At 69.3% G+C, this 25,492-nt stretch carries 23 protein-coding genes; 13 read left to right on the top strand and 10 right to left on the bottom strand.

All coding sequences use genetic code 11. The features are described 5' to 3' along the window. Positions 1-1,105: 1,105 nt before the first annotated feature. From NBZ85_RS07405 to NBZ85_RS07375, 7 genes are all read left to right on the top strand, one after another. Complete coding sequence (locus tag NBZ85_RS07405; RefSeq protein WP_261561699.1) at positions 1,106-1,885, top strand: SDR family NAD(P)-dependent oxidoreductase; 780 nt, start codon at positions 1,106-1,108, stop codon at positions 1,883-1,885. Positions 1,886-1,906: 21 nt separating this feature from the next. Beyond that, the gene (locus NBZ85_RS07400) at positions 1,907-3,538 is read left to right on the top strand and encodes a rhodanese-like domain-containing protein (RefSeq protein ID WP_261561698.1); all 1,632 of its coding nucleotides are present in this window, start codon (positions 1,907-1,909) and stop codon (positions 3,536-3,538) included. Between the two features lie 26 nt (positions 3,539-3,564). Next, a complete protein-coding gene (locus NBZ85_RS07395) occupies positions 3,565-4,440 on the top strand; it encodes a TauD/TfdA dioxygenase family protein (protein ID WP_261554921.1) in 876 nt (291 codons plus the stop codon). Continuing rightward, positions 4,437-5,339 (top strand): ABC transporter permease, encoded by a 903-nt coding sequence (locus NBZ85_RS32585; RefSeq protein ID WP_261554922.1) that lies wholly within the window; start codon positions 4,437-4,439, stop codon positions 5,337-5,339. Before NBZ85_RS07395 ends, NBZ85_RS32585 begins: the two co-directional genes overlap by 4 nt. After that, positions 5,323-6,144 carry an ABC transporter ATP-binding protein gene (locus tag NBZ85_RS07385; RefSeq protein ID WP_261554923.1) on the top strand — a complete coding sequence of 274 codons (822 nt, stop codon included), beginning with the start codon at positions 5,323-5,325 and terminating at the stop codon, positions 6,142-6,144. Before NBZ85_RS32585 ends, NBZ85_RS07385 begins: the two co-directional genes overlap by 17 nt. Before the next feature lie 73 nt (positions 6,145-6,217). Next, positions 6,218-7,330 carry an ABC transporter substrate-binding protein gene (locus NBZ85_RS07380; RefSeq protein WP_261561697.1) on the top strand — a complete coding sequence of 371 codons (1,113 nt, stop codon included), beginning with the start codon at positions 6,218-6,220 and terminating at the stop codon, positions 7,328-7,330. Between the two features lie 42 nt (positions 7,331-7,372). Then, on the top strand, positions 7,373-8,707 hold the full coding sequence (locus NBZ85_RS07375; protein WP_261554925.1) for an LLM class flavin-dependent oxidoreductase: 1,335 nt from the start codon (positions 7,373-7,375) through the stop codon (positions 8,705-8,707). A 29-nt stretch (positions 8,708-8,736) separates the two neighbouring features. Here NBZ85_RS07375 and NBZ85_RS07370 read toward each other — a convergent pair whose 3' ends face one another. Then, positions 8,737-10,086, bottom strand: a complete 1,350-nt coding sequence (locus NBZ85_RS07370; RefSeq protein ID WP_261561696.1) for an NtaA/DmoA family FMN-dependent monooxygenase — start codon at positions 10,084-10,086, stop codon at positions 8,737-8,739. Between the two features lie 361 nt (positions 10,087-10,447). On the opposite strand from NBZ85_RS07370, the gene NBZ85_RS07365 reads away from it, so the two are divergent. Then, the gene (locus NBZ85_RS07365; protein WP_261561695.1) at positions 10,448-11,656 is read left to right on the top strand and encodes an acyl-CoA dehydrogenase family protein; all 1,209 of its coding nucleotides are present in this window, start codon (positions 10,448-10,450) and stop codon (positions 11,654-11,656) included. Between the two features lie 58 nt (positions 11,657-11,714). Here the strand turns inward: NBZ85_RS07365 and NBZ85_RS07360 are convergent, their stop codons facing one another. After that, positions 11,715-13,070, bottom strand: coding sequence for an NtaA/DmoA family FMN-dependent monooxygenase (locus tag NBZ85_RS07360; protein WP_261554928.1), 1,356 nt, complete (start codon positions 13,068-13,070; stop codon positions 11,715-11,717). A 47-nt stretch (positions 13,071-13,117) separates the two neighbouring features. Further along, positions 13,118-14,467, bottom strand: a complete 1,350-nt coding sequence (locus tag NBZ85_RS07355) for an NtaA/DmoA family FMN-dependent monooxygenase (protein WP_261554929.1) — start codon at positions 14,465-14,467, stop codon at positions 13,118-13,120. 410 nt (positions 14,468-14,877) lie between these two features. Between NBZ85_RS07355 and NBZ85_RS07350 the strand changes: the two genes are divergently transcribed. After that, complete coding sequence (locus tag NBZ85_RS07350; protein WP_261561694.1) at positions 14,878-15,954, top strand: ABC transporter substrate-binding protein; 1,077 nt, start codon at positions 14,878-14,880, stop codon at positions 15,952-15,954. Between the two features lie 55 nt (positions 15,955-16,009). Further along, entirely contained in the window at positions 16,010-16,807 is a 798-nt protein-coding gene (locus NBZ85_RS07345) for a class I SAM-dependent methyltransferase (protein WP_261554931.1), read from the top strand. A gap of 64 nt (positions 16,808-16,871) precedes the next feature. Here NBZ85_RS07345 and NBZ85_RS07340 read toward each other — a convergent pair whose 3' ends face one another. Further along, entirely contained in the window at positions 16,872-17,276 is a 405-nt protein-coding gene (locus NBZ85_RS07340) for a PPOX class F420-dependent oxidoreductase (RefSeq protein ID WP_261554932.1), read from the bottom strand. A gap of 412 nt (positions 17,277-17,688) precedes the next feature. Between NBZ85_RS07340 and NBZ85_RS07335 the strand changes: the two genes are divergently transcribed. Further along, positions 17,689-18,231, top strand: a complete 543-nt coding sequence (locus NBZ85_RS07335; protein ID WP_261554933.1) for a hypothetical protein — start codon at positions 17,689-17,691, stop codon at positions 18,229-18,231. A gap of 111 nt (positions 18,232-18,342) precedes the next feature. On the opposite strand, the gene NBZ85_RS07330 is transcribed toward NBZ85_RS07335, so the two are convergent. After that, complete coding sequence (locus NBZ85_RS07330; protein ID WP_261554934.1) at positions 18,343-18,699, bottom strand: group I truncated hemoglobin; 357 nt, start codon at positions 18,697-18,699, stop codon at positions 18,343-18,345. A gap of 239 nt (positions 18,700-18,938) precedes the next feature. Beyond that, a complete protein-coding gene (locus NBZ85_RS07325) occupies positions 18,939-19,730 on the bottom strand; it encodes a phosphotransferase (protein ID WP_261554935.1) in 792 nt (263 codons plus the stop codon). A gap of 96 nt (positions 19,731-19,826) precedes the next feature. On the opposite strand from NBZ85_RS07325, the gene NBZ85_RS07320 reads away from it, so the two are divergent. Next, positions 19,827-20,525, top strand: a complete 699-nt coding sequence (locus NBZ85_RS07320) for an NADPH-dependent F420 reductase (protein WP_261561693.1) — start codon at positions 19,827-19,829, stop codon at positions 20,523-20,525. A gap of 85 nt (positions 20,526-20,610) precedes the next feature. Here NBZ85_RS07320 and NBZ85_RS07315 read toward each other — a convergent pair whose 3' ends face one another. After that, on the bottom strand, positions 20,611-20,958 hold the full coding sequence (locus tag NBZ85_RS07315; RefSeq protein WP_261554936.1) for a winged helix-turn-helix transcriptional regulator: 348 nt from the start codon (positions 20,956-20,958) through the stop codon (positions 20,611-20,613). Between the two features lie 105 nt (positions 20,959-21,063). Here NBZ85_RS07315 and NBZ85_RS07310 point away from each other — a divergent pair, with 105 nt between their 5' ends. Continuing rightward, entirely contained in the window at positions 21,064-21,834 is a 771-nt protein-coding gene (locus NBZ85_RS07310; protein ID WP_261561692.1) for a globin domain-containing protein, read from the top strand. Positions 21,835-21,885: 51 nt separating this feature from the next. Here NBZ85_RS07310 and NBZ85_RS07305 read toward each other — a convergent pair whose 3' ends face one another. From NBZ85_RS07305 to NBZ85_RS07295, 3 genes are all read right to left on the bottom strand, one after another. Then, positions 21,886-22,953: a hypothetical protein gene (locus tag NBZ85_RS07305; protein ID WP_261554938.1), complete on the bottom strand. Its 1,068-nt coding sequence runs from the start codon at positions 22,951-22,953 to the stop codon at positions 21,886-21,888. Positions 22,954-22,992: 39 nt separating this feature from the next. Continuing rightward, the gene (locus NBZ85_RS07300; protein WP_261561691.1) at positions 22,993-24,096 is read right to left on the bottom strand and encodes a hypothetical protein; all 1,104 of its coding nucleotides are present in this window, start codon (positions 24,094-24,096) and stop codon (positions 22,993-22,995) included. A gap of 119 nt (positions 24,097-24,215) precedes the next feature. Further along, positions 24,216-25,223: an alpha/beta hydrolase gene (locus tag NBZ85_RS07295; protein ID WP_261554940.1), complete on the bottom strand. Its 1,008-nt coding sequence runs from the start codon at positions 25,221-25,223 to the stop codon at positions 24,216-24,218. Positions 25,224-25,492 lie beyond the last annotated feature (269 nt).

Genomic DNA, 25,492 nt, shown 5'->3' with positions numbered 1-25,492 from the left:
TCGGATCCGTGGTGAAAGCATGCCTCGTGCTGCTCCACATGGAGCACCAGCGCACCACGTAGAGATCAACGTATGCACACAGCGTTGTTGCTACCAAAGGTGACGAAAGGTTACCGGGAAAGGTTCAATGTCGGGTGGCGCATTCCGATCATGTGGCAAGTACGGGGTACGTGGCGTGCGGCATTGCTCTGGGTGACAGGTGGCTCCCGTTCCGACCAGCCGTCACGGGCGATGGATCCGGCTATCTCTCCTTAATCTTGTGCCGTGGCGGCAGATGAGGCTGAGGGCGAGGTTTCGCGGACGTGGTACACCCGGTTCTCGACTCCCCGCCGTTGGCGGACGCGGGTGTGAATCGAAAGCCTCAGCTACCAGCTACGGAAAATCACCAAGAACCGGGGATGTAACTGGGCAGGTCCGGTAGATCGCTTGTTTTCGGCTGGCCGGGTGTCGCCGGTGACACGGCGAGCCGGGCTGTTGGCGGACCGTGCTTGGCCAGGTCGCAAGGTCCGGGTGTGCCCGATGATCCGCCTACGCAGCGGCCGGCGCCGTCGTGTTGGGACGCCCACAACAGCCTGACCCCAACCAAAGACCAAAAGAGCACCTAACCGGTTACCGGGGGTGTTTCCCGAAGAACAACGCGGTCGTGCAGCTGCTGTGGCCGGCGATCGTCGAGCTCGCCACCGCCTTCCCCGACCGTAGCCTCGCCCTCACTCGGTGACTGCTCGATGATCAGGTCATGGCCACCGGCGCCCCGTCCGACGACGTCGCCGCCGCGCTCGCCGACGCCAGCGCGCTGCGCCGCGTCGACGCCGAGGACCTCGCCGACCTGCTCCGCCAGCCGCCAGCATCACCACCCTTCCGGCGGAGTCTCGGTCCGACAGACCGGACGAGACGCATAGGGCGACGGGACTGTCACTGCAGGAGCCCGAGGGCGCGCCCCCGTTGCCCCCAGGCCATCCGGCGCGCCCGGTCGGCGTCCCCACTGTTTAGGCAGATCCGCACTATTTCTGTAGAGATTTATTCTGGTTTTCCCCTTCTCCCGCACACAGGCTGAGCCCGTCCCGGCAGCTCAGTGCTGCCCTCATGCCCTTGATCGGGAGAACCTGTGGGTCTCGAACTGGACGGAAAGCGCGCCATCGTCACCGGCGGCGGCACCGGAATCGGCTACGCCATCGCCGAGGAGCTGGTGCGCGAGGGCGCGCGTGTCGCGATCGCTGGACGCCGGCGGGAGGTCCTGGACGGCGCGGCCAAATTGATCAAGGAATCCACCGGCGCCGACGTGCTCGCCGTCCCGGCGGATACCGGTGACGAGGACTCGGTCCGCAACCTGGTCGACACCGTGCAGGCCGCCTTCGGCGGCGTCGACATCCTCGTCAACAACGCCGCCGAGCAACCCGCCCAGAAGGGGCCCAGCTTCAACGACGCGGACGACGAATGGTTCCACCGCCAGATCAACGTCAAGGTGATCGGCTACCTCCGCACCATCAAGGCCGTCGCTCCACTGCTGATCGAGAACGGCTGGGGCCGGATCATCAACATCAGCGGCACCGGCGCCCGCTCGACCGTCTCGGTGATCGGGTCGGTGCGCAACGCCTCGGTGATCGCACTGACGAAAAACGTCGCCGACGAGCTCGGGCCGCACGGAATCAACGTCACCACCGTCCACCCGGGGCCCACCCGCACCGACCGCTACATCGAGCTGCGGCAGGCCCGCTCGGCCGACGGCAGCGCACTGCTTCCCGCCCCGGACAACGTCATCGGCCGCGTGATCGAACCGCGGGAGGTGGCGTGGGTCGTCGCCTTCCTCGCCTCGCCGCGCAGCGTAGCGATCACCGGTGACAACGTCTTCGCCGGCGGCGGCGTCCCCGGATCCATCTACTACTGATCGCCCGCAGGGAGCACACCCATGACTGAACTCGCCACCTCCGCCACCTCCGCCGCCGCCACCATCGACGTCGAGGCGTTGCGCACTCTGCTCGCCAGCGGCGAGGAGTACGCACTCGTCGATGTCCGTGAGTCCGGCGTCACCGCCCACGAAGGCTCGATCCTGCTCGCGGTGTCGATTCCGCTCAGCGTCCTGGAACTCAAGGTCGGAGCCCTCATCCCGCGACGCGACACGCCAGTGATCACCTACGACGGCGGTGGCGGCGAGCTGGCCGAGCGGGGCGCCGCGCGGCTGCGCGAACTGGGCTACACCGACGTACGCGCACTGGACGGGGGTCTCGCCGCGTGGGCCGGCGCCGGCCACAAGGTCCACAGCGGCGGCGATCACGTCATCGGGCAGGCCTTCGGCGAGTGGATCGAGGAGGTCTACAAGACGCCGCACATCAGCGTCCCGGAACTGTTGGAGCGTCGGGCCGCCGGCGAGGACATCGTCCTGCTCGACAGCCGCCCGATCGGCGAGTTCACCCATCACAGCCTGCCCGGCGGCACGTCGATCCCCGGCGCCGAGCTGGTCTACCGCGCCGCCGAGGTGGTGCTGTCGCCGGACACCCTCGTCGTGGTCAACTGCGCCGGGCGCACGCGCAGCATCCTCGGCGCGCAGGTGCTCATCAACGCCGGCCTGCCCAACCGCGTCGTCTCGCTGGAAGGCGGCACGCAGTCGTGGGTTCTGGAGGGGCACGAACTCGACCACGGCAAGACGTCCGCTGCCCCGCTTCCGTCGGGTGCGGCCCTGGATGCGGCGAAGGCGGCCGGGGCCCGTTTCGGTGAGCGGTTCGGGATCGCCCACATCGACCGGGCGAAGCTGGACAGCTTCCGCAACGACGGCTCCCGCTCGCTGTTCGTCCTGGATGTGCGCACTGTCGAGGAGTTCGAGGCCGGCCACCTGCCGGGGTCGCTCTCGGCGCCCAGCTGGGACGTCGCACCCTGGGTGTTCCGCCACGTGGGTACCCACCACTCCCGGGTCGTCCTGGTCGACAACGACGGCGTCCGTGCCACGGTCGCCGCCTCGTGGATCGCACAGATCGGCTGGGCCGAGGTGTATGTCCTCGACGACGCACTCGACGGTGTCGAACTGGAGTCCGGGGAGGTGCCGCGGCCGGTGCTGAACCTGCCGACGGCCGGCTATACCACCATCACGCCAGGTCAGCTCAACACCGCGCTCTCGACCGACGTCCTCGTCCTGGACGTCGCTGCGAGTCCGGAGTACCGCACCGGGCACATCCCCGGCGCCCGCTTCGCCCTCCGATCCCGGCTCGCCGGCGCGCCGGCGCAGATCCCCGGTAGCGGGCCGATCGTGGTCACGTCGACCGACGGCGTCCTCGCGCGCTACGCGGCGGCCGAGCTGACGTCCCTCACCGACCGTCCGGTCCAGGTGCTCGACGGCGGCACGGACGCCTGGCGCCAGGCCGGCTTCCCCGTCGAGACCGACCGGACGATCTGGCTGCACGAGCCGGAGGACGTCGTCGCCTCCGGCTGGCGTGAGACGGACCTGGAGGCCCGCAAAGCCGGGTTCCGTCACTACCTGTCCTGGGAACTCGGTCTGGTCGCCGAGCTCGACCAGGACGACACCGTCCCCTTCGCCACGTTCGACTGAGGGTGCAAGCCCGTGAGGACACGCTCATGACCGCCATCGCCACGCGCCTGAGCATCAGGCCGCTCAACGCCAACTTCGGCGCCGAGATCACCGGCGTCGACCTGTCGCGGGAACTCGACGCGGCCACCGCCGCCGGACTCCGGGAGGCCTGGCTGGACTACCAGGTGCTGTTCTTCCCGGGCCAGCACCTCGACCCCAGCCAGCAGGAGCGCTTCGCGGCCGTCATCGGCGAACTGACTGCGGGAAGTGCGGTGCTGAACCCGATCGACGCCGGCAGCCGCGTCGTCGCCTTCGACTCCCGCACGTTCACGAACGACTCCGGCTACAACCTGGTCAACGACGTCTGGCATGCCGACGTCACCTTCACGCCGACCCCCCCGGCCGGCGCGGTGTTCAACGTCGTCACCCTTCCGTCGGCCGGTGGCTCCACGGCGTTCGCGTCCGCGCACGTCGGCTACGAGTCGCTCAGCGCGCCGGTGCAGCAGTTCCTGGAGGGCCTCGTGGCGGTGCACGGCTATGCCGGGCCTCGCCCGGACGGCCACTGGGAGGGACACGACCTCGCGCCCGAGGGCGTCGAGCACCCGGTGGTCGCGGTACACCCCGAGACCAGCCGCAAGGGGCTGTTCGTCAACCCGCAACTGACCCGCTCCATCAAAGGGCTCAGCGCGGTGGAGAGCGACGCGATCCTCAAGATCGTCTACGATCAGACGACCCGGCTGGACAACGTCATCCAGTACCACTGGCGCGAGGGCGACGCCGCCCTGTGGGACAACCGGGCGGTCTGGCACCGCCGCGTCGCCGACAACCACCCGGACTCCGCGCGCGTGGTCCACCGCGTGCAACTGCGCGGCACCCGACCGGTCGGCGTGCACGGCGCCGCTCCCGCCGGGGTGGCGCGGTGACCACCGCCGAGCTGGTCGACGACACCACGGTCGCGCCCAAGAACACGGCCGCCGCGAAGCCCGTCGCGCTGGACAAGTCGCTGATCGACCTCAGTCCGAAGAACCGCGGCCGCGAGAAGATCCTCGAGCGGATCAAGTTCTGGCGTGGCTGGACCCTTCGGATCGGCGTGCCCGTCCTGCTCGTCGTGTTCTGGCAGCTGGTCCTGAACTGGGGCTGGACGACGGAGGACCAGCTGCCGTCGCCGGAGACGATCGTCAAGGCCTACAAGTATCTCTGGGACAACGGCTCGCTGCAGGCGGCCCTGCCGGTGTCGCTGCGTCGCGCCGGGGAGGGCCTGCTGATCGGCAGCACCGTCGGCCTGGTCCTCGGCATCTTCGCCGGGCTCTGGAAGATCGGCGAGGAGATCTTCGACGCGACGCTGCAGATGCTGCGGACGGTGCCGTTCATCGCTCTGGTGCCGCTGTTCGTCACCTGGTTCGGCATCGACGAGAGCTCCAAGCTCGCGCTCATCATCGCGGCCGCGCTGTTCCCGCTCTACCTGAACACCTTCCACGCGGTGCGCGGTGTCGACGTGAAGCTCATCGAGGCCGGGCAGACCTTCGGCCTGTCGGGCTTCCAGATCGCACGGCGGATCATCTTCCCGACGGCGCTGCCGGGCATCCTCACCGGCCTGCGTTTCGCGTGCTCCTTCTCGCTGCTGTCACTGGTGCTGGCCGAGCAGGTCAACTCCACCGCCGGCATCGGCTATCTGATCATCAACGCCCAGAACAACCAGCGGCCGGACATCGTCATCGCCGGCATCTGGATCTATGCGGTACTGGGCATCGCCATCGACTTTCTCATGCGGGGCGTGGAGCGTCTCGCCCTGCCCTGGAGAGCCCGTGTCGGCATCGGCTGAAACTCTCGAGAACGTCTCCCAGGCCGTTGACGCCAGCACCGCTGACCGGACCCCGACCCCGGCCGGCGAGCGGTACGCGGTCAGGGCATCCGGCGTCCGGCGTGTCTTCAGCGGCCGCGCCGTGCTCGACGGCGTCGATCTGGCGCTGAAGAAGGGCGACTTCGTCGCGCTGCTCGGCCCGTCGGGCACCGGCAAGACGACGCTGCTGCGCATCATCGGCGGCCTCGACATCGCCGACGAGGGGCACGTCGTCGTCCCCAGGCTGCGTTCGATCGTCTTCCAGGAACCGCGCCTGGTGCCCTCGCAACGGGTCTGGCGCAACGTCGCGCTCGGTGCCCGGCGACCGCGCGCCGCCCGCCGCAGGGCGCTCGACGCCCTCGCCGAGGTCGGCATCGACCAGCATGCCATGGCGTGGCCGCGGACGCTGTCCGGTGGCGAGGCGCAACGCGTGGCGCTCGCCCGCGCCCTGGTCACCGAGCCCGACCTGCTGCTACTGGACGAGCCGTTCGCGTCGCTCGACGCCCTGACCCGCATCAAGATGCACGACCTGCTGGCGGCGCTGTGCGCCAAGCACCAGCCGGCCGTCGTCCTGGTCACGCACGACGTCGATGAGGCGATCCTGCTCGCCGACCGCGTCCTGGTCCTGTCCAACGGCACGATCGCCCTGGACCAGCACGTCGACATCGAAAAGCCCCGCCGGCGCGACGATCCGCGGTTCCTCGAACTCCGGGCGACGTTGCTCGAGCAGCTCGGCATCGCCCGCACCGTCGGCGGCGAAGGCGCGGATGTGCCGTCGGACCACTGAAGCCAGCAACCCATCACCAGCCAGCAATCCATCACCGACCACTGACGATCACGACTCGAGGAATCCCATCTTCATGAGCTCCACTACTCGAAAGCCCTGGCGTCTCGCGCGCGGCACGTCCGCCGTCGTCATCGCGGCCCTGACGGCCGTCCTCGCCGCGTGCGGCAGCTCCGGCGGCGCGTCGGCCTCGGGCGGTGGCAGCAGCCCGGCCGCGGGCGGCGGTTCGGTCCGTGCCAGCGGCGGGGTCGACCTCTCCGGCGTCAACCTCAAGATCAGCTACCAGACGGCGGAGTTCCCGGCCCTGCTGAAGGCATCCGGCCTGTTCAGCAACCTCCCGTACAAGTACGAGGTCCCGATCATCAACGGTCCGGCCAACCAGCTGGCCGCGCTGTACGGCAGTCAGATCGACGTCGGGGAGGCCGGCGACAACACCGGCGCGTTCGAGGTCGCCAACGCCACGACGGACTGGGCCAAGACCGGCCCGCCGATCCAGAGCTTCGCGATCGTTTACACGCCCAAGGCGCCGCACCCGTCGCCGGCTGTGTTCGTGACGAAAAGCTCCGGGATCAAGACGCTCGCCGACCTGAAGGGCAAGAAGATCGGCTACAACTACGGCGGCAACATCTACGCTGGCTACGTCGCGCTGCTGGCCCAGGCCGGCCTGAGCCCGAAGGACGTCAAGCCCGTACAGTTCCCGGCGAACCAGGCGGCGGCGAACGCCTTCAACGCCGGCGACCTCGACGCCGTGGTGTCCAGTTACAGCGTCGTCCAGAAGCCGGTCGACTCCGGCCAGGCGACCCAGATCGCCGACCCGCACAGCCTCGGCATCATCGGTGGCGGTGGCTGGATCGCGCGCACCTCGGTCCTGAAGGATCCGGTCAAGCTTGCCGCGATCAAGGACTTCTTCACCCGGCTGCGCACGTTCTACGAGCAGTGGGTGCCCGCGCATGAGGACGCCTACGAGCACGTGCTGGAGACGGTCTCCAACCAGACGCCGAAAATTGCCAAGATCAACTACGAGAATGCCAAGTACACCACGTTCTACAAGATCGGCAGCCCGCAGTTCAGCAAGATCCAGAAGGAGATCGTCGACGGTGCCTACAAGATCGGCGGACTCAAGTCCGACGCCGACGGCAAGATCGGCTACACCACCGAGTTCGACGGCATCCTGACCAGCTCCGGCTGATCCTGATCCGGCCCGACGAACCCATCACCCGACGGGAAAGCAATGAGCGAGCGCCGACTCCATCTCAATGTCAACGTCACCGGAACCGGCCGCCACCCGGGTGCCTGGCGGCTGCAGGACGACCCCGCCCTCTTCGCCGACATCGACTTCTTCGTCGACATTGCCCGTATCGCCGAGCGCGGGACCTTCGACGCGGTCTTCATCGCCGACGTCGCCGCCATTCCCGGCGAACCGCCGCTGGAGCCATACCAGGCGCTGGACAACAGCGTCCTGCTCGGCGGGCTCGCGCTGGCAACCGAATACATCGGCCTGGTCGCGACCGCCTCGACGACCTATAACGACCCGTTCAACCTCTCCCGCCGGATCGCCACCCTCGACCACATCAGCAAGGGCCGCGCGGCGGTCAACCTGGTGACCACCGGCAGCCCGAACGCCGCCTACAACTACGGCTGGGACAGGCATCCCGACCACCCGACCCGCTACGCCCGGGCCGAAGAGTTCGCCGACGTGCTCAACAAGCTCTGGGACAGCTGGGAGGACGACGCGATCGTCGGCGACAAGGTCGCCGACCGGTGGGTCGCCGGCGACAGGATCCACACCATCGACCATCACGGCGAGCACTTCCACGTCCGGGGCCCGTCGATCATCCCCCGCTCCCCGCAGGGACGACCGGTGATCTTCCAGGCGGGTGGCTCGGAGGGCGGGCTGAATCTCGGCGCGCGGGTGGCCGACGCGATCTTCACCACCCAGACCACGCTCGACAGCGCGCAGGAGTACTACTCCGACATCCAGGCCCGCGCCACCGGGTTCGGGCGCGGCCCCGACCAGCCGCTCGTCCTGCCCGGGTTCTTCCCGGTCGTCGGCTCCACCGAGGCCGCGGCCCGCGCCCGCAAGGCTCAGCTCAACGAGCTGTTCGACTTCACCCACGAGGTGCCGCGCTTCGCCGCGATGCTCGGGCTGCGGTCGGACGACCTGCAGCTCGACAAGGAGGTCCCCTACGACAAGGTGCAGTTCGACGCCGGGTACGAGGGCATGCACGCGATGCGCCGGGCGACCTACCGCCTCGCCGTCGAAGGGCGGCTGACGGTGCGCGAGCTGATTCAACACAGCGCGGGGTTCCACCGCCAGGTGGTCGGTACGCCGGAGCAGGTCGCCGACCACATCGAGAAGTGGTTTCGCAACCGCGCGGCGGACGGTTTCAACCTGAACTTCGACGTCTTCCCGACCGGCCTGGAGATCTTCGTCGACCACGTGGTCCCGGAGCTGCGGCGACGCGGACTGTTCCGCACCGAATACACCGGCATCACGCTGCGCGAACATCTCGGCCTGCCCCGCCCCGACAGCCAGTACGTACGAGCCGCCGCGCAGGCCTGCTGACCCTTCGGCTACAGGCCCCGGGGCACGCGCTACGACGCCCCAGCGGACCGGCCAAGCGCGGGCACGGCCGGTGCCGGGAGGGGCAGGCCAAGGTTGCCGCGCAGCGTCGTGGACTCGTATTCGGTGCGGAACAGTCCCCGGCGCTGTAGTTCCGGCACCAGGTGGTCGACGATCAGATCGAGGCCGTCGGGGTAGAAGTCGTGATTCAGGTTGAAGCCGTCCGCCGCGCCCTCGATGAAAAACTCCTCGATCTCGTCGGCGACCTGCTCCGGCGTGCCGACCACGATCCGGTGCCCACCACCGGAGATGTGTCGGTCCAGCAACTGTCGCACCGTCAGCCCCTCGTTGCGAGCGGCAGTCAGCACCGAGTTCGCGAAACCGAAGCTGTTCGGCTTCCAGTCCGGTGAGTCGACCAGGTGCCACGGAAGCGGCCCATCGAGCGTGAGGCTCTCCACCGGCAGCGCGATCTGGAAAGCCAGGGCGGCCAGGGCATCGGGCTCCTCGGCGAGACCGGTCAGCAGATCGCGCCGCTGGTGTGCCTCGGCCTCGGTGCTGCCGAGGATCGGCCACAGGCCGGGCAGGATCAGAACCTCGTCGGGGTTACGGCCGTAGACCTCGGCGGCACGAGACTTGATCTTGCGCGCGAATTCCTTTCCCTGGGCCAGGCCGTGCTCGGCGCAGAAGACCGCATCGGCGTACTTGGCCGCCAGGTCGATGCCGTGGCGCGAAGCACCTGCCTGGAGCACGACCGGGTGCCCCTGCGGCGACCGTGGCACCTGGTACCAGGTGTTCACCTGCAGGTGCTCGCCGGCGAAGTCGACCTCGCGGACCTTCGACAGGTCCGTCAACTCCCCGGTCTGTCTGTCGCCGATCAACGCGTCTGGGTCCCAGGACTCCCACAGGGCCTTGATCACCGAGATGGCCTCGTCGGCGCGGCCGTAGCGGGTGTCGCGGTCCGGGTGCTCCGCCAGCCCGAACTGGGCACCGGCCCGGCCGGACTGGGTGGTCACGACGTTGATCGCCGCCCTGCCGCCGGACACCAGATCCAGCGAGGAGCCGAGCCGGGCGATGTGATAAGGGTGCCGGTAGGTCGAAGACACCGTCGCCACCAGGCCGACGTGCGTGGTGGCGCGCGCGACCGCGGTCAGCACGATGAAGGGGTCCAGGGCGTTCCACGGCTTGGTGAAGTCCTGCTGGGAGTACCCGAGGGTCTCGGCCAGGAACACCGCGTCGAGCAGGCCGCGCTCCGCGGTCCGACCGAGGTTCTCCCAGACGCCGACGTCCAGGAATCCCAGCGGCTCGTCACGCAGCCGCCACCCACCGGGTGCACGCCCAAGCGCGTTGGCGTTCACATTCAGGTGCAGTGTCCGGGTGCTCACGAACGGAACTCTCCTATCGGGTTAACGGGTCCTGCTGCAGGCAGGTGGGGATGTCCTGCGTTCGCCGCAGTGGCGCGTCTCGCGCCGGGCACCTACGGCGGAAGCCCGTCGTCGACGACGGGCAGAGGCAGGCGCCGTTCGTTCATCGGACTCATCGTCGACGCAGCCCATCGCGTGAATGAAGGGCGAACCGCTACCAACTCGGTTTAGCGGGCCCTTAGTAATCGAGGATGGTTCGCCGAAGCGACGTCCGGCCAGCGCGGGACAGTTAAGTGCAGGCGGACCGACACGTTAGCCGATCCTGATTGATCCCGTGCCGCGGCGGACCGAATCTAAGATGCCACACCATCAGGGAGCATCGATGACCGAACTTGCCGAGGCCACCAGCGCCGTCACCTTCGATTCCCCGCAGCTGCAGGAGTTGATCGACCACATCGCCGACGGCGCGATCGAGCGCGACGAGCGCGACGAGCTGCCGTACGCGGCCATCGCCGCGGTCAAGGCGGCTCGGCTCGGTGCGCTGCGGCTGCCGGTCGAACGGGGCGGCGGCGGGGCAACCCTCACGCAGCTCTACGAGGTGTTCATCGAGCTGGGAGCGGCGGACTCCAACGTGGCGCACATCCTGCGCAGTCACTTCGGAATCGTCGAGGACCTGCTCCGCAGCACCCGCCCCGAGGACGGGCGCTGGCTCGAGCGCATCGCCGAAGGCGATCTGTTCGGTGGCGCTTCCACCGAGATCGATGCGCCGGCCGGCAGCACCGACTATCCGTACAGGACCGCCATCACCCAGACTCCGAGCGGCCTGCGGCTGAATGGCACGAAGCACTACAGCACCGGCAACCTCTATGTCGACTGGCTGATTGTGGGGGCTACGGACGTCGACGGCGGGAAGGTGCAGGTGATTATCCCGGCCGATCGGCTGGGTGTGCTGAGGCCCAACGACTGGGACGGCTTCGGGCAGCGCTTCACCGGCAGCGGGACCACGAGTTTCGACAACGTCGAAATCCACCCCGAGGACTATTTCAGCAAAGAAACATCCAGACGCGAAAAACTGCCCTACCCGGCCACGTTCTTCCACCTCCAGCTGAACGCGATGATCGCCGGGGTGCTGCGCCGCGTCGCCCTCGACGCGGTAGAACTGGTGCGCGCCAGGCGCCGAGCGTTCTACCACGCCCCCAGCGACGTCCCGGCTGAGGACCCCATCCTGCAGTACAGCGTCGGACTGCTCGCCAGCCAGGCGTTCGCGGCCGAGGCCCTGGTCCTCACCACCGCAGCGGCGCTGGAGCAGGCGTACGCCGCCCACGGGACACCCGAGGAACAACAGTTGTCACTGCGGGCCGCGCTGCTCAACGCCAAAGCCAAGGTCGTCATCGACGAACTCGCCAACCGGGCGTCGTCTGAACTCTTCGACGTCGGCGGCGGCTCACTGACTCGTCGCGGCGCCCATCTGGACCGGCACTGGCGCAACATCCGCTCGATCGCCGCCCACAACCCCAAGACCCTCAAAGCGGTCGCGGTCGGCCGCTACGAACTCAACGGAACGCCGCTTCCCAACCAGGGCTTCTTCTAGGATCTGTCAGCCGCAGTTCGGCCGCAGTGGGGAAGACCGTACCTGTCCGGGCCCTCGGTCAGGGCGCCTCCTTCCCGTGGACGGCAAGCTTCCCGTGGACGGCAAGGTGGTACTGCTCAAGTCCCAGGTTCGCGCGCAGCGTCTCGCCCTCGTACTCCTCGCGGACGAGACCCTTCTCGCGCAGCAACGGGAGTACCTCGCCGGCGAAACGGGCGAAGGAGCCGCCCCCCTGCAGGGTGAAGCCGTCGCAGGCGCGGACGGTGAACCACTCGGCGAAGAGGTCGGCGACCTGCCTGGGTGTACCGATGGCGAGCAGGTGCCCACCACCGTGGAGGCGTTCCAGGAACTGGCGCACGGTGATGTTCTCGCGTTCGGTGATGAAGTCGTGCAACAGCAGTCCGCGGCTCACCCGGCGCCGGGCGGCCAACATCGTGTCGCGCGACGGGATGCGCTCGAGAGGGATCACGTCGTCCAGGTCCAGGCCGTCCAGATCGATCGCCGGCGCCTCGCGCTTGACGAACTTGCGCCGATCCTCGTAGAAGCCATCGTCCTTGAAGGCATCGCGGTACAGCTCCCAGGCCTCCTGCTCGGTGTCGCCGATGAAGATGCGGATTCCGGGAAGCACGCGCAGCGAGTCGGGGTGCCGGCCGTTGCCCGCGACGAGCCGCTTCACCTGGTCGTAGTACTCGCGCGCGTGCGCCAGGTCGGGAGTGGCCACGAAGATCGCCTCCCCGAATCTGGCAGCGAACCGGATGCCGTCCTCGGACGCTCCGGCCTGGAAGACGACAGGCAGGTCCTCGACGATCCGCGAGACGTCGAGGGCCTGCTCGACGGAGAAGTGGGTGCCGACGTGGTTGGTGTCGTGGATGCGGGCGGGGTCGACCACCGACGTGCCGTCCGCGAGGTAGGACAGGGCGCCGGGCTCCCACCCGTCCCAGAGCTTCACGACGACTTCGGTGAACTCCGTCGCACGGTCGTAGCGCTCCGCCGGTGTTCCAAGGGTGGCCGGACCGAAGTTGACCTCGCCGTTGTAGGAGGTGACCGCGTTCCAGCCGGCGCGCCCGCCGCTGACGTAGTGCAGTGTCGCGATCTGCCGCGCCACGTTGTACGGCTCGAAGAACGACGTCGAGGCGGTCACCACCAGGCCGATGTGTCGGGTCACCGACGCCAGCGCCGCGCTGACCGCCAGCGGCTCGGTGAGCATGTCCGGGTCGTGCCTGATATGGAACTTGTCGAAGCCGAGGAAGTCGGCCTTGAACAGCGCGTCGAGCCTGGCGGCTTCCGCCTGCTGGGCGAAGTCGATGTAGCGTGCGATGCCCGTGCGAGGCGTGATGCCGTGATCGGCCCGCAGGTCGTGCCAGAGGTTCGGCTCGGCGAACGGGACGAGGGCGAGGTAGTTGCGTCGCGGTGCCATGGGCTGACTCCTTGAGGTCGCCGACTCCTTGTGCCCGCGGATGGCGGTCAGGCCGGGATGGGCAGACCGAGGTGTTCACGCAACGTGCTGCCCGCGTAGTCGCGTCGGAACAGACCGCGGTCCTGCAGTCTCGGGATGACGTGCTCGATGAAGCCGTGCAGTCCCTCGGCGCCGTTGCTGAACCGCAGCACGAACCCGTCCGCGCCGCCCTCGTCGAACCAGAGCCCGAGGTCGTCCGCGACCTGCTCGAAGCTGCCGGTGAGGCGGTAGTGGGCGTGTCCCTGCAGGTGCTCGATGATCAGCTGGCGCAGCGTGAGGCCCTTGCGGGCCAGGCCGCGGTACAGCTCGCTGCGGCTGCGGCGCCGCCGCAGGGACTCGCTGTCGGGTAGCGCGTCGAGCCGCTCGGCGGGGATGGGCTCGTCCAGGTCGAGGTCGGAAAGCTCGATCCCGGTCGGCCCTTCGCGTTCCGCGGCGACGACGGCGCCGAAGGCAAGTGCGAGACTGCGGCGGCCGGCCTCCACGTCGAGCGCGTCGATCAGCGCCTGGCCCTGTTCCTTCGCCTCGACCTCGGTAGACGCGGCGATCAGGTGCACACCGGGGAAGACCAGCGGCGCGGGGGCGTCGCTGCCACGCTGCTCGGCGACCGCCGCCGCGAGCCGGTTCCTGAAGCCCAGGGCATGGTCGAGGTCGGGGGAGGCGGAGAAGATCGCCTCGGCGTACCTGCCGGCGAACCGAAGCCCCTCGGCCGAGGCGCCCGCCTGCCACTGGACCGGCCAGCCCTGCGGCGAGCGCGGGATGCCGAGTGCGCCGTCGGTGCGCAGGAACTCGCCCTCGTAGGTGAAGCGGTCGATTTTGCTCGAGTCGATGCGCGGCTTCTTGGCGCTACCGGTGCTGACCGCGTCCGCGTGCCAGCCACGCCACAGGCCCTGGACGATGTCGACGAACTCGACCGCCCGCTGGTAGCGGATCGTCTGGTCGGGCAGTTCGTCGAAGCCGAACTGCTTCTCGCCGCCGAAGGAGGTCACCGCGTTCCAGCCGAGCCGCCCGCCGCTGAGTTGGTCGATGGACTGGAACTGCCGGGCCAGCGCGTAGGGGACGTTGAACGTCGTCGTCGCCGTCGAGACCAGACCGATCTTGCTCGTGGCCGCGGCCAGCGCGGCGGCGACCGCGGTCGCGTCGGCATGCAGGTTGGTGTAGATCGAATCGGCGTCATCGATATCGAAGATCACCGCGTCAGCCTCGAAGACAGCGTCGAACTTCGCGTCCTCAAGCAGGCGTGTGGCCTCGATGATCGCGGCAAGGTCGTATTTCTGCCGGATCGGGTCCGACTCCTGAGAGAAGGCGGGGGCGAGTCCGACCGCGTGCGCGGCGAGGTGGAGGGTGCGTTGCTGGCCCATGGCTTTCAGCCTCCGGTTCCAGCTCCCGCGGAACCAGCCCAGGCGACTACATCTTCCCTGCAGTAAAAGTGGCGAACATCGCCGTGGTGGTCGCCGATCCGCGCCTCCTGTGCCGACAGATGGCCTGGTAACCGGCTGTTGTCCGGTACGCTGGCCACGCCATTTGCTGCCCGCAGATGCATCATCCAGCGGTGTGCCACCGGTCCGGCGGCCGCGAAGGTGTGGGCGAGCGGTTGTTGCCGCGCGCCCGTCGACGCGGAGAGAAGACGCCGATGAGTCGTGTTGCCGGACCGATGAGATGTACCCCCGGGCCGTTGAATCGTCTCGCCGGGCCCCGGAGTCGGGTTGCCGGGCTGACGGCGGCTGGTTCGATCGCGGGATCGCCGCGCAGGCCCCGGCGGCGTGGCGGTGTGGTCACGCTGGCACTGTGCGCTGTCGCGGCGTTGCTGATCTCCGGCTGCGGTGGGTCGACGAGCGCCGGAAATGCCGGCTCGACGTCGTCCGCGTCGCCGACGACGCGCACGGTGACCGACTCGACCGGCGTGGCGGTGCAGGTTCCCGACGCGGTCAATCGGATCGCCGACTCCTGGCCGGCGCACAACGAGGTCGTGCAGATGCTCGGCGGCGGCGACAAGATTGTCGCGACCGTGCTGACGCCGTCCTCGGCGCCATGGCTCTACACGATCAGCCCGGCGCTGCGCCAGGCGAAGACGGTGTTCACGTCGACGACGGCGAACACCGAGGAACTCCTGACGACACATCCCGACGTGCTGTTCAACAACACCGGCACCCAGATTCAGGCGAAGACGACGAGTGTGGGTGTTCCCACGCTCCAACTGGCCTTCCAGACGTTCGACGGGCTGAAGAAGGTCGTCAACACGACCGCCGACGTGCTGGGGCCCGCGGCCAGGACCCAGGCGCAGCGCTACAACGCCTATCTCGACGCCAAGCTCGCCCAGATCCGCGCGACATCCTCGAAGATCCCGACCGGGCAGCGGCCCAAGGTGCTGCACATCTACTCGTTGAACCCTCTGGTCGTCGACGGCACCGACAGCATCATCGACGAATGGATCACCGCCGCCGGCGGCCGTAACGCCGCCCAGGTGAAGGGCAACGTCCGGCCGACGACCACCGAGGCCTTCGCCAGCTGGAATCCAGATGTGATCATCCTCGCCAGCAGCGCGTTCACCGGCAACGACACCGGGCAGCAGACGCTGGCGAAACTGACCGCGGATCCGTTCTGGAAGAACCAGCCGGCGGTTCGCAACCACCGCGCCTACGTCAATCCGACCGGCGGCTGGCACTGGGACCGGTACGGCATCGAGGAGGCCCTCCAGATCCAGTGGGCGGCGAAGACACTGCATCCCGCGGAGTTCTCCGAGCTGAACATCGTCCAGGAGACCAGGAACTTCTTCCACGACTTTCTGCACTACAACCTGACCGACGCACAGGCGACCAGGATCGTCGACGCCGAGAATCCCGCCTAGGCGACACAGAAAATCGTCTCACCGACGATCTCGAACACCTTCTACGCTGGCCCACATGACCAACTCAGACCGCGAACGGCTGCGGGCCACCTTCACCGAGGACGCCGAGCTCTACGACCGGGCGCGGCCCGGATATCCACCCCGGATGTTCGACGATCTCGCCGCGGCGGTCGGGCTCGGGCCGGGATGCCGCGTGCTGGAGATCGGCTGCGGGACCGGGCAGGCCACGGTGCCGCTCGCGCGGCTCGGATGTCCGATCGTGGCGGTCGAGCTGGGCCCGGAGATGGCGGCGGTGGCCCGCCGCCATCTCACCGGCCACGAGAACGTGGAGGTCCTCGAGGCCGTGTTCGAGGACTGGCCGCTGCCGCGGGAGCCGTTCGACGTGGTGCTCGCCGCGACCGCGTTCCACTGGATCGACCCGGCCGTGCGGGTCGAGAAGGCCGCGGCGGCGCTGCGTCCCGGCGGTGCCCTGGCCACCATCGCGACCCACCATGTCGCCGGTGGCACCGAGCGGTTCTTCGCCGAGGTGCAGAACTGCTACGAGCGCTTCGATCCGAAGACCCCGCCGAACCTCCGGCTGCGAGCCGCGCACGAGATCGCCGAGGACGACGAGGAAATCATCCGGTCCGGCCGTTTCGGCGAGGCCAGCTTCCTTCGTTACGAGTGGGAGTTGCCCTACACGAGCGCGGAGTATCTCGACGTCCTGCGCACCTATTCCGGACATCGCGCCCTGGAACCCGCGGCCCGGCGCGGGCTGCTCCGCTGCATCTGCGACCTGATCGAGCGTGGCTACGGGGGTGTTGTCACCAAGCGCTATCTCACGGAGTTGCGGGTGACGCGCCGCCGGAAGTGACGCCGCACGGCAGCCGGACGGGCGCGGGATCGGCCACCGTGCGGGGCGTCTGCGGACTGGTTGCTCAGCCGAGGACGACGACGCGCCGCGGATGCAGCACGGCGGTGGTCCGCTCGGAGTCCAGGGCGCTGAAGCGGGCGAAGTCGACGTTGTACCGGTCGGTGATGCGGTGCAGGACGGTCTTGTCCGGGTCGGGCACGAGCTCGACGTCGGCGCGGATCTCCAGGGTGCGCCCCGAGTTGGCGGGGTCGACCAGGAACAGGGTGGCCACCGGGTTGCGCCGCAGGTTCACCAGTTTCCGCCGTGTGCTGATCATCGATACCTTGACCGTGGGTCCGTCGGGCAGGTACCAGACCGCGGTCGCCTGGGGCCGTCCGTCGGCTCCGATCGTGACGAAGACGGCGGTCAGGGGAGAGTCGAGCAGGTCGCGGTGGGAGGCCGGAAACTCGGCCGTCTCGGGTGTGCTCACCCCTGTATGCCTACTCGCTCGGCCCACCACTGCTGACGGCGGGTCCCGGCCGACGAGGTCCCTCTGCGGGTTCCGCGGAGCCCCGCTCCCCGGATCCGTCGTAGCCCCCGCGCGGGGCTCCCCGACGTTCCCGGCAACGCGCCGCAGGCCGATCGGCGGCCATCCGGCCGGCACGAGACCGCGGGGCGGGATAATGCCAAATACAGGCGTGCTCCGCGCAAAGTTTACCGGGCATAGGTCTGCCGTATGCACCCAGAGTGAATTGTCCCGGCGGTCGGCGAACTCGGTCGAATCCGGTCAGCACGACGCGCGAGGTCGCACAGATGCACGGTTTGCCATGCACCTGCGACCCCACTAAGCTGGCATCAAAGCCCGAATAGCGGGCGTCCGAACGAGAAATGAGACGACCTTGATGGCGCGCGAGGTAATTTCACTCATAAATGTGTGGTGCGACAACGCCGGCCGCCACGCCAAGGACAGGGTTGCCGCGACGCAGACGGCGGCTCTGGCGTACGACGGAAGGCTCGTCCGGCTGGATCTGTGCGACGAATGCCGCGACGAGGTGGCGTCCGTCCTCGGCGAATACGCGGAATACGGTGAGACGGTCGACGTCGCCCGCAATGCCAAGATCGATACGGCGTGGACGGCGGTGGAGCAGAACGATGCCATCACCGCTGCGGAGGCCACGAGCGAGGCGCGCCGTCCAGTGCCCGCCCGAACGAAGGCCCGCCGCCCCCACCAGAGCACAACCGTCAGCGAGGTCCGCGCATGGCTGCGGGACCACGCCGACGAGCACGGGCTGACCGTGCCGGAGCGGGGGCCGCGGCTGTCGAGCGAACTCAAGGCCGCCTACGACCGGGGGCACGGCTGGGACCAGGCCGACGGGGCCTGGCGCCCGGCGCCCGCCGGGACCGGCGACGAGCCAGCGGGCGCCGAGCAACCCGGCCGGGACTGACCGGGTTGTAGGCGGGACGCGTGCGGTCGGTGCACCAGCACAACAAGATCGGTGCTGGATTTCCCTGCCAGGTCCTTCCGCCGCGCCCCCTGGCTCGCCGCGGGCCGGACGCTACGAGGCGGTGACGATGTTGGAACGCAGCGGGCCGAGAACCGCAGCGATCTCACCGGCCGATTCGGCCGGGGCGCCGGCGGTGGCGAAGGCCGCGAGCAGATGGCCCACCACCCCGTCGAAGTTGGCACCGGTGACCCCGAGGGCGGCGTGGACCTGGTCCATGTCCCCGCCCTGGTAGATCTCGGGACCGCCGAGAGCCGAGCCGATGAACTCCCGCTGGTTTGCCTTGAGGCTGTCCAGGTCCCGGCCCTCGAAGAACCGTACGAGGTCCGGGTCGGCCAACACCCGGACGTAGAACTCGTCGACCGCGGCCTTCACGGCCTTCGCGCCGCCAATATCCTGGTAGATACTCACCAGAGATCTCCCTTTCGCAAGAGTGGCCCGATCCGAGATCGGTGACCACGATTTGCCGCATGGCTGCGCCGCTTACTATCCGTCGGGTCCACTGAACCGCAGGAGAATCCTTCGGTCCAAGGGCCGGATGGTCGCGCGGCGAAGAAGGACGGCAGGCCGAAACAGGCCGCCCGGCTCCTTCCGCCGGTTCGTCGGGGGAGGCTTCGCCTGCTGGCCCCGCATGCTCACCGGCCGGGGTGTCAGCGAACCGCGTCGGCGATCGCCCCCCGGTGCGCGTCGACGAAGGTCTGATCGCGGGTGTATATCCCGACGTGTTCCTTGATCGCCCGGGAGGGGACGCCCGCTCCTGCTGCGGCGACGCGCATCAGTATGGATTTCTTCATAGCCTCCAGGCGGCCAATAATGAGATCGGGCAGCTCAGTCGCACGGTCGTCTGGGTAGAGCTCGAAGATTCGCGCCAGCCGTCCGAACCGGTCGATGCCCGCCGACCAGCCGCCATCCGGGAAGGTGTCGTCACTGCACAGTGGCGCGAACCGGTAGGCGAAGTAGGCAAGATCGTCAATACGCCGGCCTGGTCCTGCATTGTCGAAGTCGATCAGTCCCACCGCCCGAGTGCCCTCGAAGACGTAGTTGTACGGCGCGGCGTCCCCGTGACAGATCACCTCGGACCCGGTTTCGGGGCGAAGAGGGTTGGCGTCCCCCTCGGGTAACCGAACTCCCGCGGTGAGGTCGTGGAGCCGGCGGAGGATGACCACCGCCGTCTCCATGGCCTCCCTGCTGCGGACCTCCGCCGGCATCGGGTAGTTCCCGACGGTCCCTTCGAGATATGTGAGCACCTCACGCCCCCGGTCGTCGATTCCCAGGAACCGGGGCGCATACTCGCAACCCGCCCGCTCCAGGTAGATGAGCAGAGCGTGGACGGCCGGGGAGTGCGGTCCTGTCACCCGCCTGACGGTCTCGCCCACCCGATGTACCACGGTGCTGTTGCCGTGGGCGAACGCGATCTCTTCCTGACAGCCTTGCTCAGTCATGAAATGTCGACCTCCGTCGGGGTCACCAATCATCACGTCCTGCCCGGTACCCGCGCCCGGGGAATGCGGGGCCTGCCGCCCGTGGTTGGCGCCATCGTGGCGACACTCGGACTGATCGGCAGTGGCAACATCGGTGGGACGCTCGCGCGCCTGGCCATCCCGGCCGGGTACGACGTCGTTCTGAGTAACTCGCGCGGCCCGGAGACGCTGCGGGACCTCGTGGCGGAGCTCGGGCCGCGCGCTCGCGCCGCCACCGCCGCGCAGGCCGCCGCGGCCGGCGACATCGTGGTCGTGACCGTGCCCCTGCGGGCCTACCGGGACGTTCCCGTCGAGCCGCTCGCCGGCAAGGTGGTCATCGACACGAACAACTACTATCCGGAGCGGGACGGCACCATCGCCGCGCTGGCCGACGAGTCCACCACCACCAGCGAACTGCTCGCCGACCACCTGCCGACCTCGAAAGTGGTCAAGGCGTTCAACAACATCTACTACCGGCATCTGCTGTCACTCCCCCGGCCCGCGGGTGCGCCCGACCGTTCGGCACTGCCCATCGCCGGCGACGACACGGACGCCAAGGCGACGGTCGCGGCGTTCCTCGACGCGCTCGGATTCGACGCGGTCGACGCGGGCCCGCTCGCCGAGGGATGGCGCTTCCAACGCGACACCCCGGCCTACGTCACCCCCTACTTCGGGCCCGGCGGCGACGTGCACGGCGATGGCGGACAGGTGGACGTGGCAGCCGTGCGGGCCGCGCTGGCCGCCGCCCGCCGCTACGCGGACATCGCCCGCGGCTGAGCCTGGCACCCGCCGCGCCGGGGCTCAGCCCGGTCGGGAGAAGCTTCGCCTGCTGGTCGGTGGCGGCCGGCCGGCGATCGAAGGGTCAGTTCGGGATGGGGTCGACCGTGAGTTGCCGAGCCGTCGCCCATTGTCGACCCCAGTCGTACATCGCCTGGAGTACCGGCGCGAGGGAGCGGCCCTCCGCGGTGAGTCGGTACTCCACGTGCGGAGGCGTGGAGCTCACCAGGGTGCGGTCGACGATCCTGATGCTTTCCAGTTCCCGTAGCCGCTGGGCCAGCATCTTCTCGGTGATGCCGGGTACCAGCCGACGGATCTGCGCGAAGCGAAGATGATCGTTCTCCTTGAGCCGAGCCAGGATCACCGGCACCCATCTGGCGCCGATGACCTCCACGGTCACCTCCACCGGGCAGTGATAGATGCGTTCCGCCATCAGATCCCCTCTCGCGGCACCGGGCGGCACCGTTGGTACGCACCAAAAAGTGCGTACCAACGATACAGCAAATTCCTGGTAGCGTTACCCCGGGAGGTCCGAAGAATGATCCTTGAGTACATCCGCTACCGGATTCCAGAACTCCAGGAGGGTGAATTCCAAGCAGCCTACGAACGGGCGGCGGACTCGTTGCGAGAGTCGCCGAACTGCCTCGATTTCGAGCTCTCCCGGGGTGTTGAAAATTCCGATCAATATACCCTGAGGATACGCTGGGATTCACTCGAAGGACACCTGGAAGGTTTCCGGAGGAGCGAGCTGTTCCAGGCTTTCTTCGCCCAGATCGGACCCTACGTCGAGGCCGTCGAGGAGATGCATCACTACCAGCCGACCACCGTTGTCGGTGTCGGCGCCGGAACGGCCCGACCGCCCAGTCTCTACGACTGGGCCGGCGGCGAGGACGCCTTCGAGCGGCTTTTCGCCCGGTTCTACGAAACCGTGCCCGATGACGAGCTCCTCGCGCCGCTCTTCGCCGGCATGAACCCGGCCCACGCACATCACGTCGCCATGTGGCTGGGCGAGGTTTTCGGCGGCCCGGCCGTCTACACCGAGCTCCGCGGCGGCTACGAGAACATGCTCGCCCACCACCTCGGCAAGGCCATCACCGAACGGCAGCGCCGACGCTGGGTCAGCCTCCTGGTCGATGCCGCCGATGAGGTCGGGTTGCCCGGCGATCCGGAGTTCCGGGCGGCGTTCATGAGCTACCTCGAGTGGGGAACCCGCATCGCGGTCCAGAACTCGAGGCCTGGTGCCACTCCCATGCCGCACGCTCCGGTGCCCCGATGGGGATGGGGCGTCGCGCCGCCCTGGCTGCCCTGACCACTGCGGGAGAACTGCAACCATGGGCAGTGGCAACATCGCACGGCGGGCTCAGCCCGGGTGGAACATCACCGCGACGGGGCCGGCGCCGCGGGGGTCGTCCGTCGGGCGGGCGAGCTCCCGGTCGAAGACCCTGCCGACAGAGTTGCCGGCCAGATCCTCCAGGACGGGGTCGACGACGAGCCGGTACGGCCCGGCCGCCCAGCCGTGCCGCGGGACCAGCCGCCACGACCGCTCCTCGGCGCCGACGTCCGCGACGCCGTCGACGGGCCGGCCCTCGGGTCCGACGACGCGCAGGCAGCGGGCGACCAGACCATGGTCGAGCGGCCGGTCGAACCCGACCTCCAGCGGGTCGGCGGTGCCGGCGCGCGGGACGCGCAGGGTCCAGGCCTGCGGGTCGACGTGGCGGCGCTCGTCGCCGGCGACCTGGTAGCGCCGCTCGGCCCCGACCCGCTGCCGGCGGCCGCGGGCGTCGCGGAAACCGTCGTCGACCACCAGCCGGAAAGGCGCGCCGGAGCGCAGCGGGTAGCCGGCCTCGCGGTGCGGTGCGAGGCCCCGCTTGATCCGGGCCGGGTCGAGCAGGACGGTGAGCCGGCGCCGGCCGGCGTCCCACAGCTCGTGTTCGGTCGCCAGCAGCGCCCCGGCCAAAACTTCGCCGGCGTCGTCGACGAGCCGCACGTGGGCCGCCGCCTGGCCCTCGCTCATCGGGGCGCTGAACCAGACGTAGCAGCGCAGCAGGTTGCGGGGCACCGTCGCCGCGCTCGGGTGGATGGCGAGCACCTCGGTGGTGGCCGCCTCGTCCGCGCGGGCACGGGTCAGCTCGGCCACGACGGCCCCGTCGACGGTGACGATGTACGCGGTGCCGTCGAGGAAGGGGAAGCGCGGCAGGAAGCAGGTGTCGGGTCCGTCGCGCAGCAGCCGCCCGGCCATCGGCGGGGCGGTGCGGAGCGCGACGGCGGTGGCCGGGTGAATGCGCACCTCCTGCGCGCACGACGCCAGCCCGGCCGGCCCGGCCAGCCCGGCCAGCCGGATGCAGTCGGCCTCGCCGTGCCGCGACCACGACACGGCAACCCCGCTCCGGTTGGCCCCGTTCCAGTCGACCTCGCTCCGGTTGACCATGCGCGCCGCCTACCGTCCGCCCGCTTGCAGCCCGCCCGCCTACAGGGAGGCGGACTTCAACGAACGCAGGTGCCGACGCCCCTCGGGGTCGGTCTGCAGGGCCAGCACGTGCTCGCCGTCGAGGTTCGCGAGCCTGGTGATGCCCTGCAGGTCCGCGGTCTCCCGCGGCACCCCGACCGGCTCGGTGGGCTCGGTCAGCGGGGCCTGGGCGTCGATGTCGCGGCGAGCGATCTTGATCAGGCCGTGCGAGGTGTTCGCGACGAGCAGGTACTCCTCGCCGCCCTGGACGAAGGAGACCATGTCCAGCGGCTGGTTCATCGCGCCGAGCTCGGCGACGGTGCGCCCGACCGTCTTGGTGCCCGGGGCCAGCTCGGCCAGCGGGAAGTGCACGACCGGCGTGCAGGTGTAGCTGGCCAGGATGGCGCGGCCGCCGTCGTAGGGCACGAAGGTGCGGATCGGCGCCGCCGTCTCCCACTTTCCGTGCGAAACGTGGAAGATCTCCAGGTTGTTGCCCGCCGCGCCGGCGCCGTCCGTGAACGGGAACGGGATCCGCCGCAGTTTCGAGGAGAACTCCTCATTGGACAGGCCGGCGACCAGCAACGCCCCGTCCACGTACGCCATGTCGGTGATCGTCGAGGTGCGGATCGGGCGGCGCAGGATGCGGATCGTGCGGGAGCCGACCGTGATCTGTTCGCCCTCGTCGCCGAGGGGGAGGATGACGTCGACGCGCTCGTCATCGGGGGCCGGGGCGTCGGCGATCGTCACCGCCGCGACCGGGACGTCGGTGAGCGGCACGTCGCTGATCGAGGCGTCCGCCCGGTCGATGCGCACCAGCACCGCCTGGGCCTGCTCGCCGTGGCCGCGCTGGACCGACAGGTAGATGTTGCCCGAGTCGGGGTGGACGGCGAGGTCGCGAATGGCGATGTCGGCCGCGTCGCCGCCGAGCAGCGAGCCGACCCGCCCGTCGACGTCGGCCAGCTCGAACGGTCCCGCTCCGGCAGGGCGGCCCGGGTCGTTGACGTCGACCGCGAAGACGGTCGCCGCGGCGTTGTCGGCGAGGAACAGGATCCCCGCCGGGCCGAAGGTGATCGGGCCCGCCGAGCCGAGTTCCGCCCGGCCGACACGTAGTCCGTACTCGGTCATGTTGATCTCCTCGATCTTCTCGGGTCGGGACGGGACGCCGGTACTGCATTCTCAACCTTGCCCACCGGCGAACTGTTCCATCCACGACCTACGGGCGTCAGCCGGGCATCAGGCGGGCGTCAGGCGGTGGTCAGCAGGCGCCGAAGCCAGTTCAGTCGGGCGGCGGCGCACTCCTGGGAGATCCGCGCCTGCGGCGCGAACAGGGTGAAGCCGTGGAAGCCGCCGGGCCAGACGTGCAGCTCCGTCTGGACGCCGGCCCGCAGCAGGCGGGTGGCGTAGTCGATGTCCTCGTCGCGGAACGTCTCGGCGGATCCGACGTCGACGAACGCCGGCGGCAGGCCGGCCAGGTCGACGGCCCGCGCCGGCGCCGCGTAGGGGGAGACCTCCGGGCCGCCGGTGCCGTCGCCGAGCAGGGCTGTCCAGCCGGTCCGGTTCGACGTGCCGTCCCAGACCCCGAGCCCGGCCATCTGCGCGGTGGACGGCGAGCCACCGCGGTCATCGAGCATCGGGCACATCAGCAACTGGCCGGCCGGCGCCGGGCCGCCTCGATCGCGGGCGAGCAGCGCCGTCGCCGCCGCGAGGCCGCCGCCGGCGCTGGTGCCGGCGAGGACGACCCGCCCGGAGGCCACGCCCAGCTCGCCGGCGTGCGCGGCCGTCCACAGCAGGCCCGCGTAGCAGTCCTCGACCGGCGCCGGGTGCGGGTGCTCCGGGGCCAGCCGGTACTCGACCGAGACGACGACCAGGTGCAGGGCCTCGGCCCAGTCGAGGATCTCCGTCACTCCGGCCCGACTGTCGCCCATGATCATGCCGCCGCCGTGGATGTGGTAGACGACCGCCGCCGGCGTCTGCGCCGCGGTCGGCCGGCAGACCAGCAGGCCAACCTCGGGAGCTCCGGGTGGCCCGGGCACCGCCAGCTCCTCCACCGTGAACGCGCCGTTGCGGCGGAGCTGCTCGTCGGAAACGGACGGCGCCGCCGAGGCGGCCCGTAACCGCGGCAGCATCTCGGGGGTGATCGAGGGGGTGAGGAACTTCGCGAGCGGCTCGAGGACCGCGGCCAGCTCCGGGTCGAACGGCGGCGGCGGGCCGACGGCGGCAAGTGACGAGAGCGGCGCATTGCTGACGGTCATCTGTTCTCCTGCTCGCCGGGTGGGACGCCGGCATCCGAGCCGGCAGCAACAGACGGTTAGGACCACCGTACGCAGCAGGCGCGGCAGGCGCGGCACTTCTGCCGTCGGACGGCCGACCGGAGTCCGGTTCCGTTGCGAGTCATGAAGCATGAGTGAGCCTTCGTCTCGCAGCCGCCGTCGATGCGGTGGCGCTCCCGGTCTGACCGGCCGCAGCCGTGCCGGGTTCCCGTTTCACAGCCACCTGCCGCGCGAACGCGGTCTTACGGTCG

Source organism: Frankia tisae, assembly GCF_025403405.1.
Lineage (GTDB): Bacteria > Actinomycetota > Actinomycetes > Frankiales > Frankiaceae > Frankia > Frankia tisai.
Note: the sequence above shows the minus strand (reverse complement) of the source record. Positions and strands in the feature narration are given on the sequence as shown.

What these genes read in the sequence shown, in the direction of transcription:
- NBZ85_RS07395 (WP_261554921.1), top strand. Translation starts at nt 3,565, where the DNA reads ATGACCGCCATCGCCACGCGCCTGAGCATCAGGCCGCTCAACGCCAAC.
- NBZ85_RS07355 (WP_261554929.1), bottom strand. Translation starts at nt 14,467, where the DNA reads ATGGGCCAGCAACGCACCCTCCACCTCGCCGCGCACGCGGTCGGACTC.
- NBZ85_RS07345 (WP_261554931.1), top strand. Translation starts at nt 16,010, where the DNA reads ATGACCAACTCAGACCGCGAACGGCTGCGGGCCACCTTCACCGAGGAC.
- NBZ85_RS07400 (WP_261561698.1), top strand. Translation starts at nt 1,907, where the DNA reads ATGACTGAACTCGCCACCTCCGCCACCTCCGCCGCCGCCACCATCGAC.
- NBZ85_RS07315 (WP_261554936.1), bottom strand. Translation starts at nt 20,958, where the DNA reads ATGGCGGAACGCATCTATCACTGCCCGGTGGAGGTGACCGTGGAGGTC.
- NBZ85_RS07295 (WP_261554940.1), bottom strand. Translation starts at nt 25,223, where the DNA reads ATGACCGTCAGCAATGCGCCGCTCTCGTCACTTGCCGCCGTCGGCCCG.
- NBZ85_RS07360 (WP_261554928.1), bottom strand. Translation starts at nt 13,070, where the DNA reads ATGGCACCGCGACGCAACTACCTCGCCCTCGTCCCGTTCGCCGAGCCG.
- NBZ85_RS07310 (WP_261561692.1), top strand. Translation starts at nt 21,064, where the DNA reads ATGATCCTTGAGTACATCCGCTACCGGATTCCAGAACTCCAGGAGGGT.
- NBZ85_RS07335 (WP_261554933.1), top strand. Translation starts at nt 17,689, where the DNA reads ATGGCGCGCGAGGTAATTTCACTCATAAATGTGTGGTGCGACAACGCC.
- NBZ85_RS07365 (WP_261561695.1), top strand. Translation starts at nt 10,448, where the DNA reads ATGACCGAACTTGCCGAGGCCACCAGCGCCGTCACCTTCGATTCCCCG.
- NBZ85_RS07380 (WP_261561697.1), top strand. Translation starts at nt 6,218, where the DNA reads ATGAGCTCCACTACTCGAAAGCCCTGGCGTCTCGCGCGCGGCACGTCC.
- NBZ85_RS07375 (WP_261554925.1), top strand. Translation starts at nt 7,373, where the DNA reads ATGAGCGAGCGCCGACTCCATCTCAATGTCAACGTCACCGGAACCGGC.
- NBZ85_RS07325 (WP_261554935.1), bottom strand. Translation starts at nt 19,730, where the DNA reads ATGACTGAGCAAGGCTGTCAGGAAGAGATCGCGTTCGCCCACGGCAAC.
- NBZ85_RS07300 (WP_261561691.1), bottom strand. Translation starts at nt 24,096, where the DNA reads ATGACCGAGTACGGACTACGTGTCGGCCGGGCGGAACTCGGCTCGGCG.
- NBZ85_RS07305 (WP_261554938.1), bottom strand. Translation starts at nt 22,953, where the DNA reads ATGGTCAACCGGAGCGAGGTCGACTGGAACGGGGCCAACCGGAGCGGG.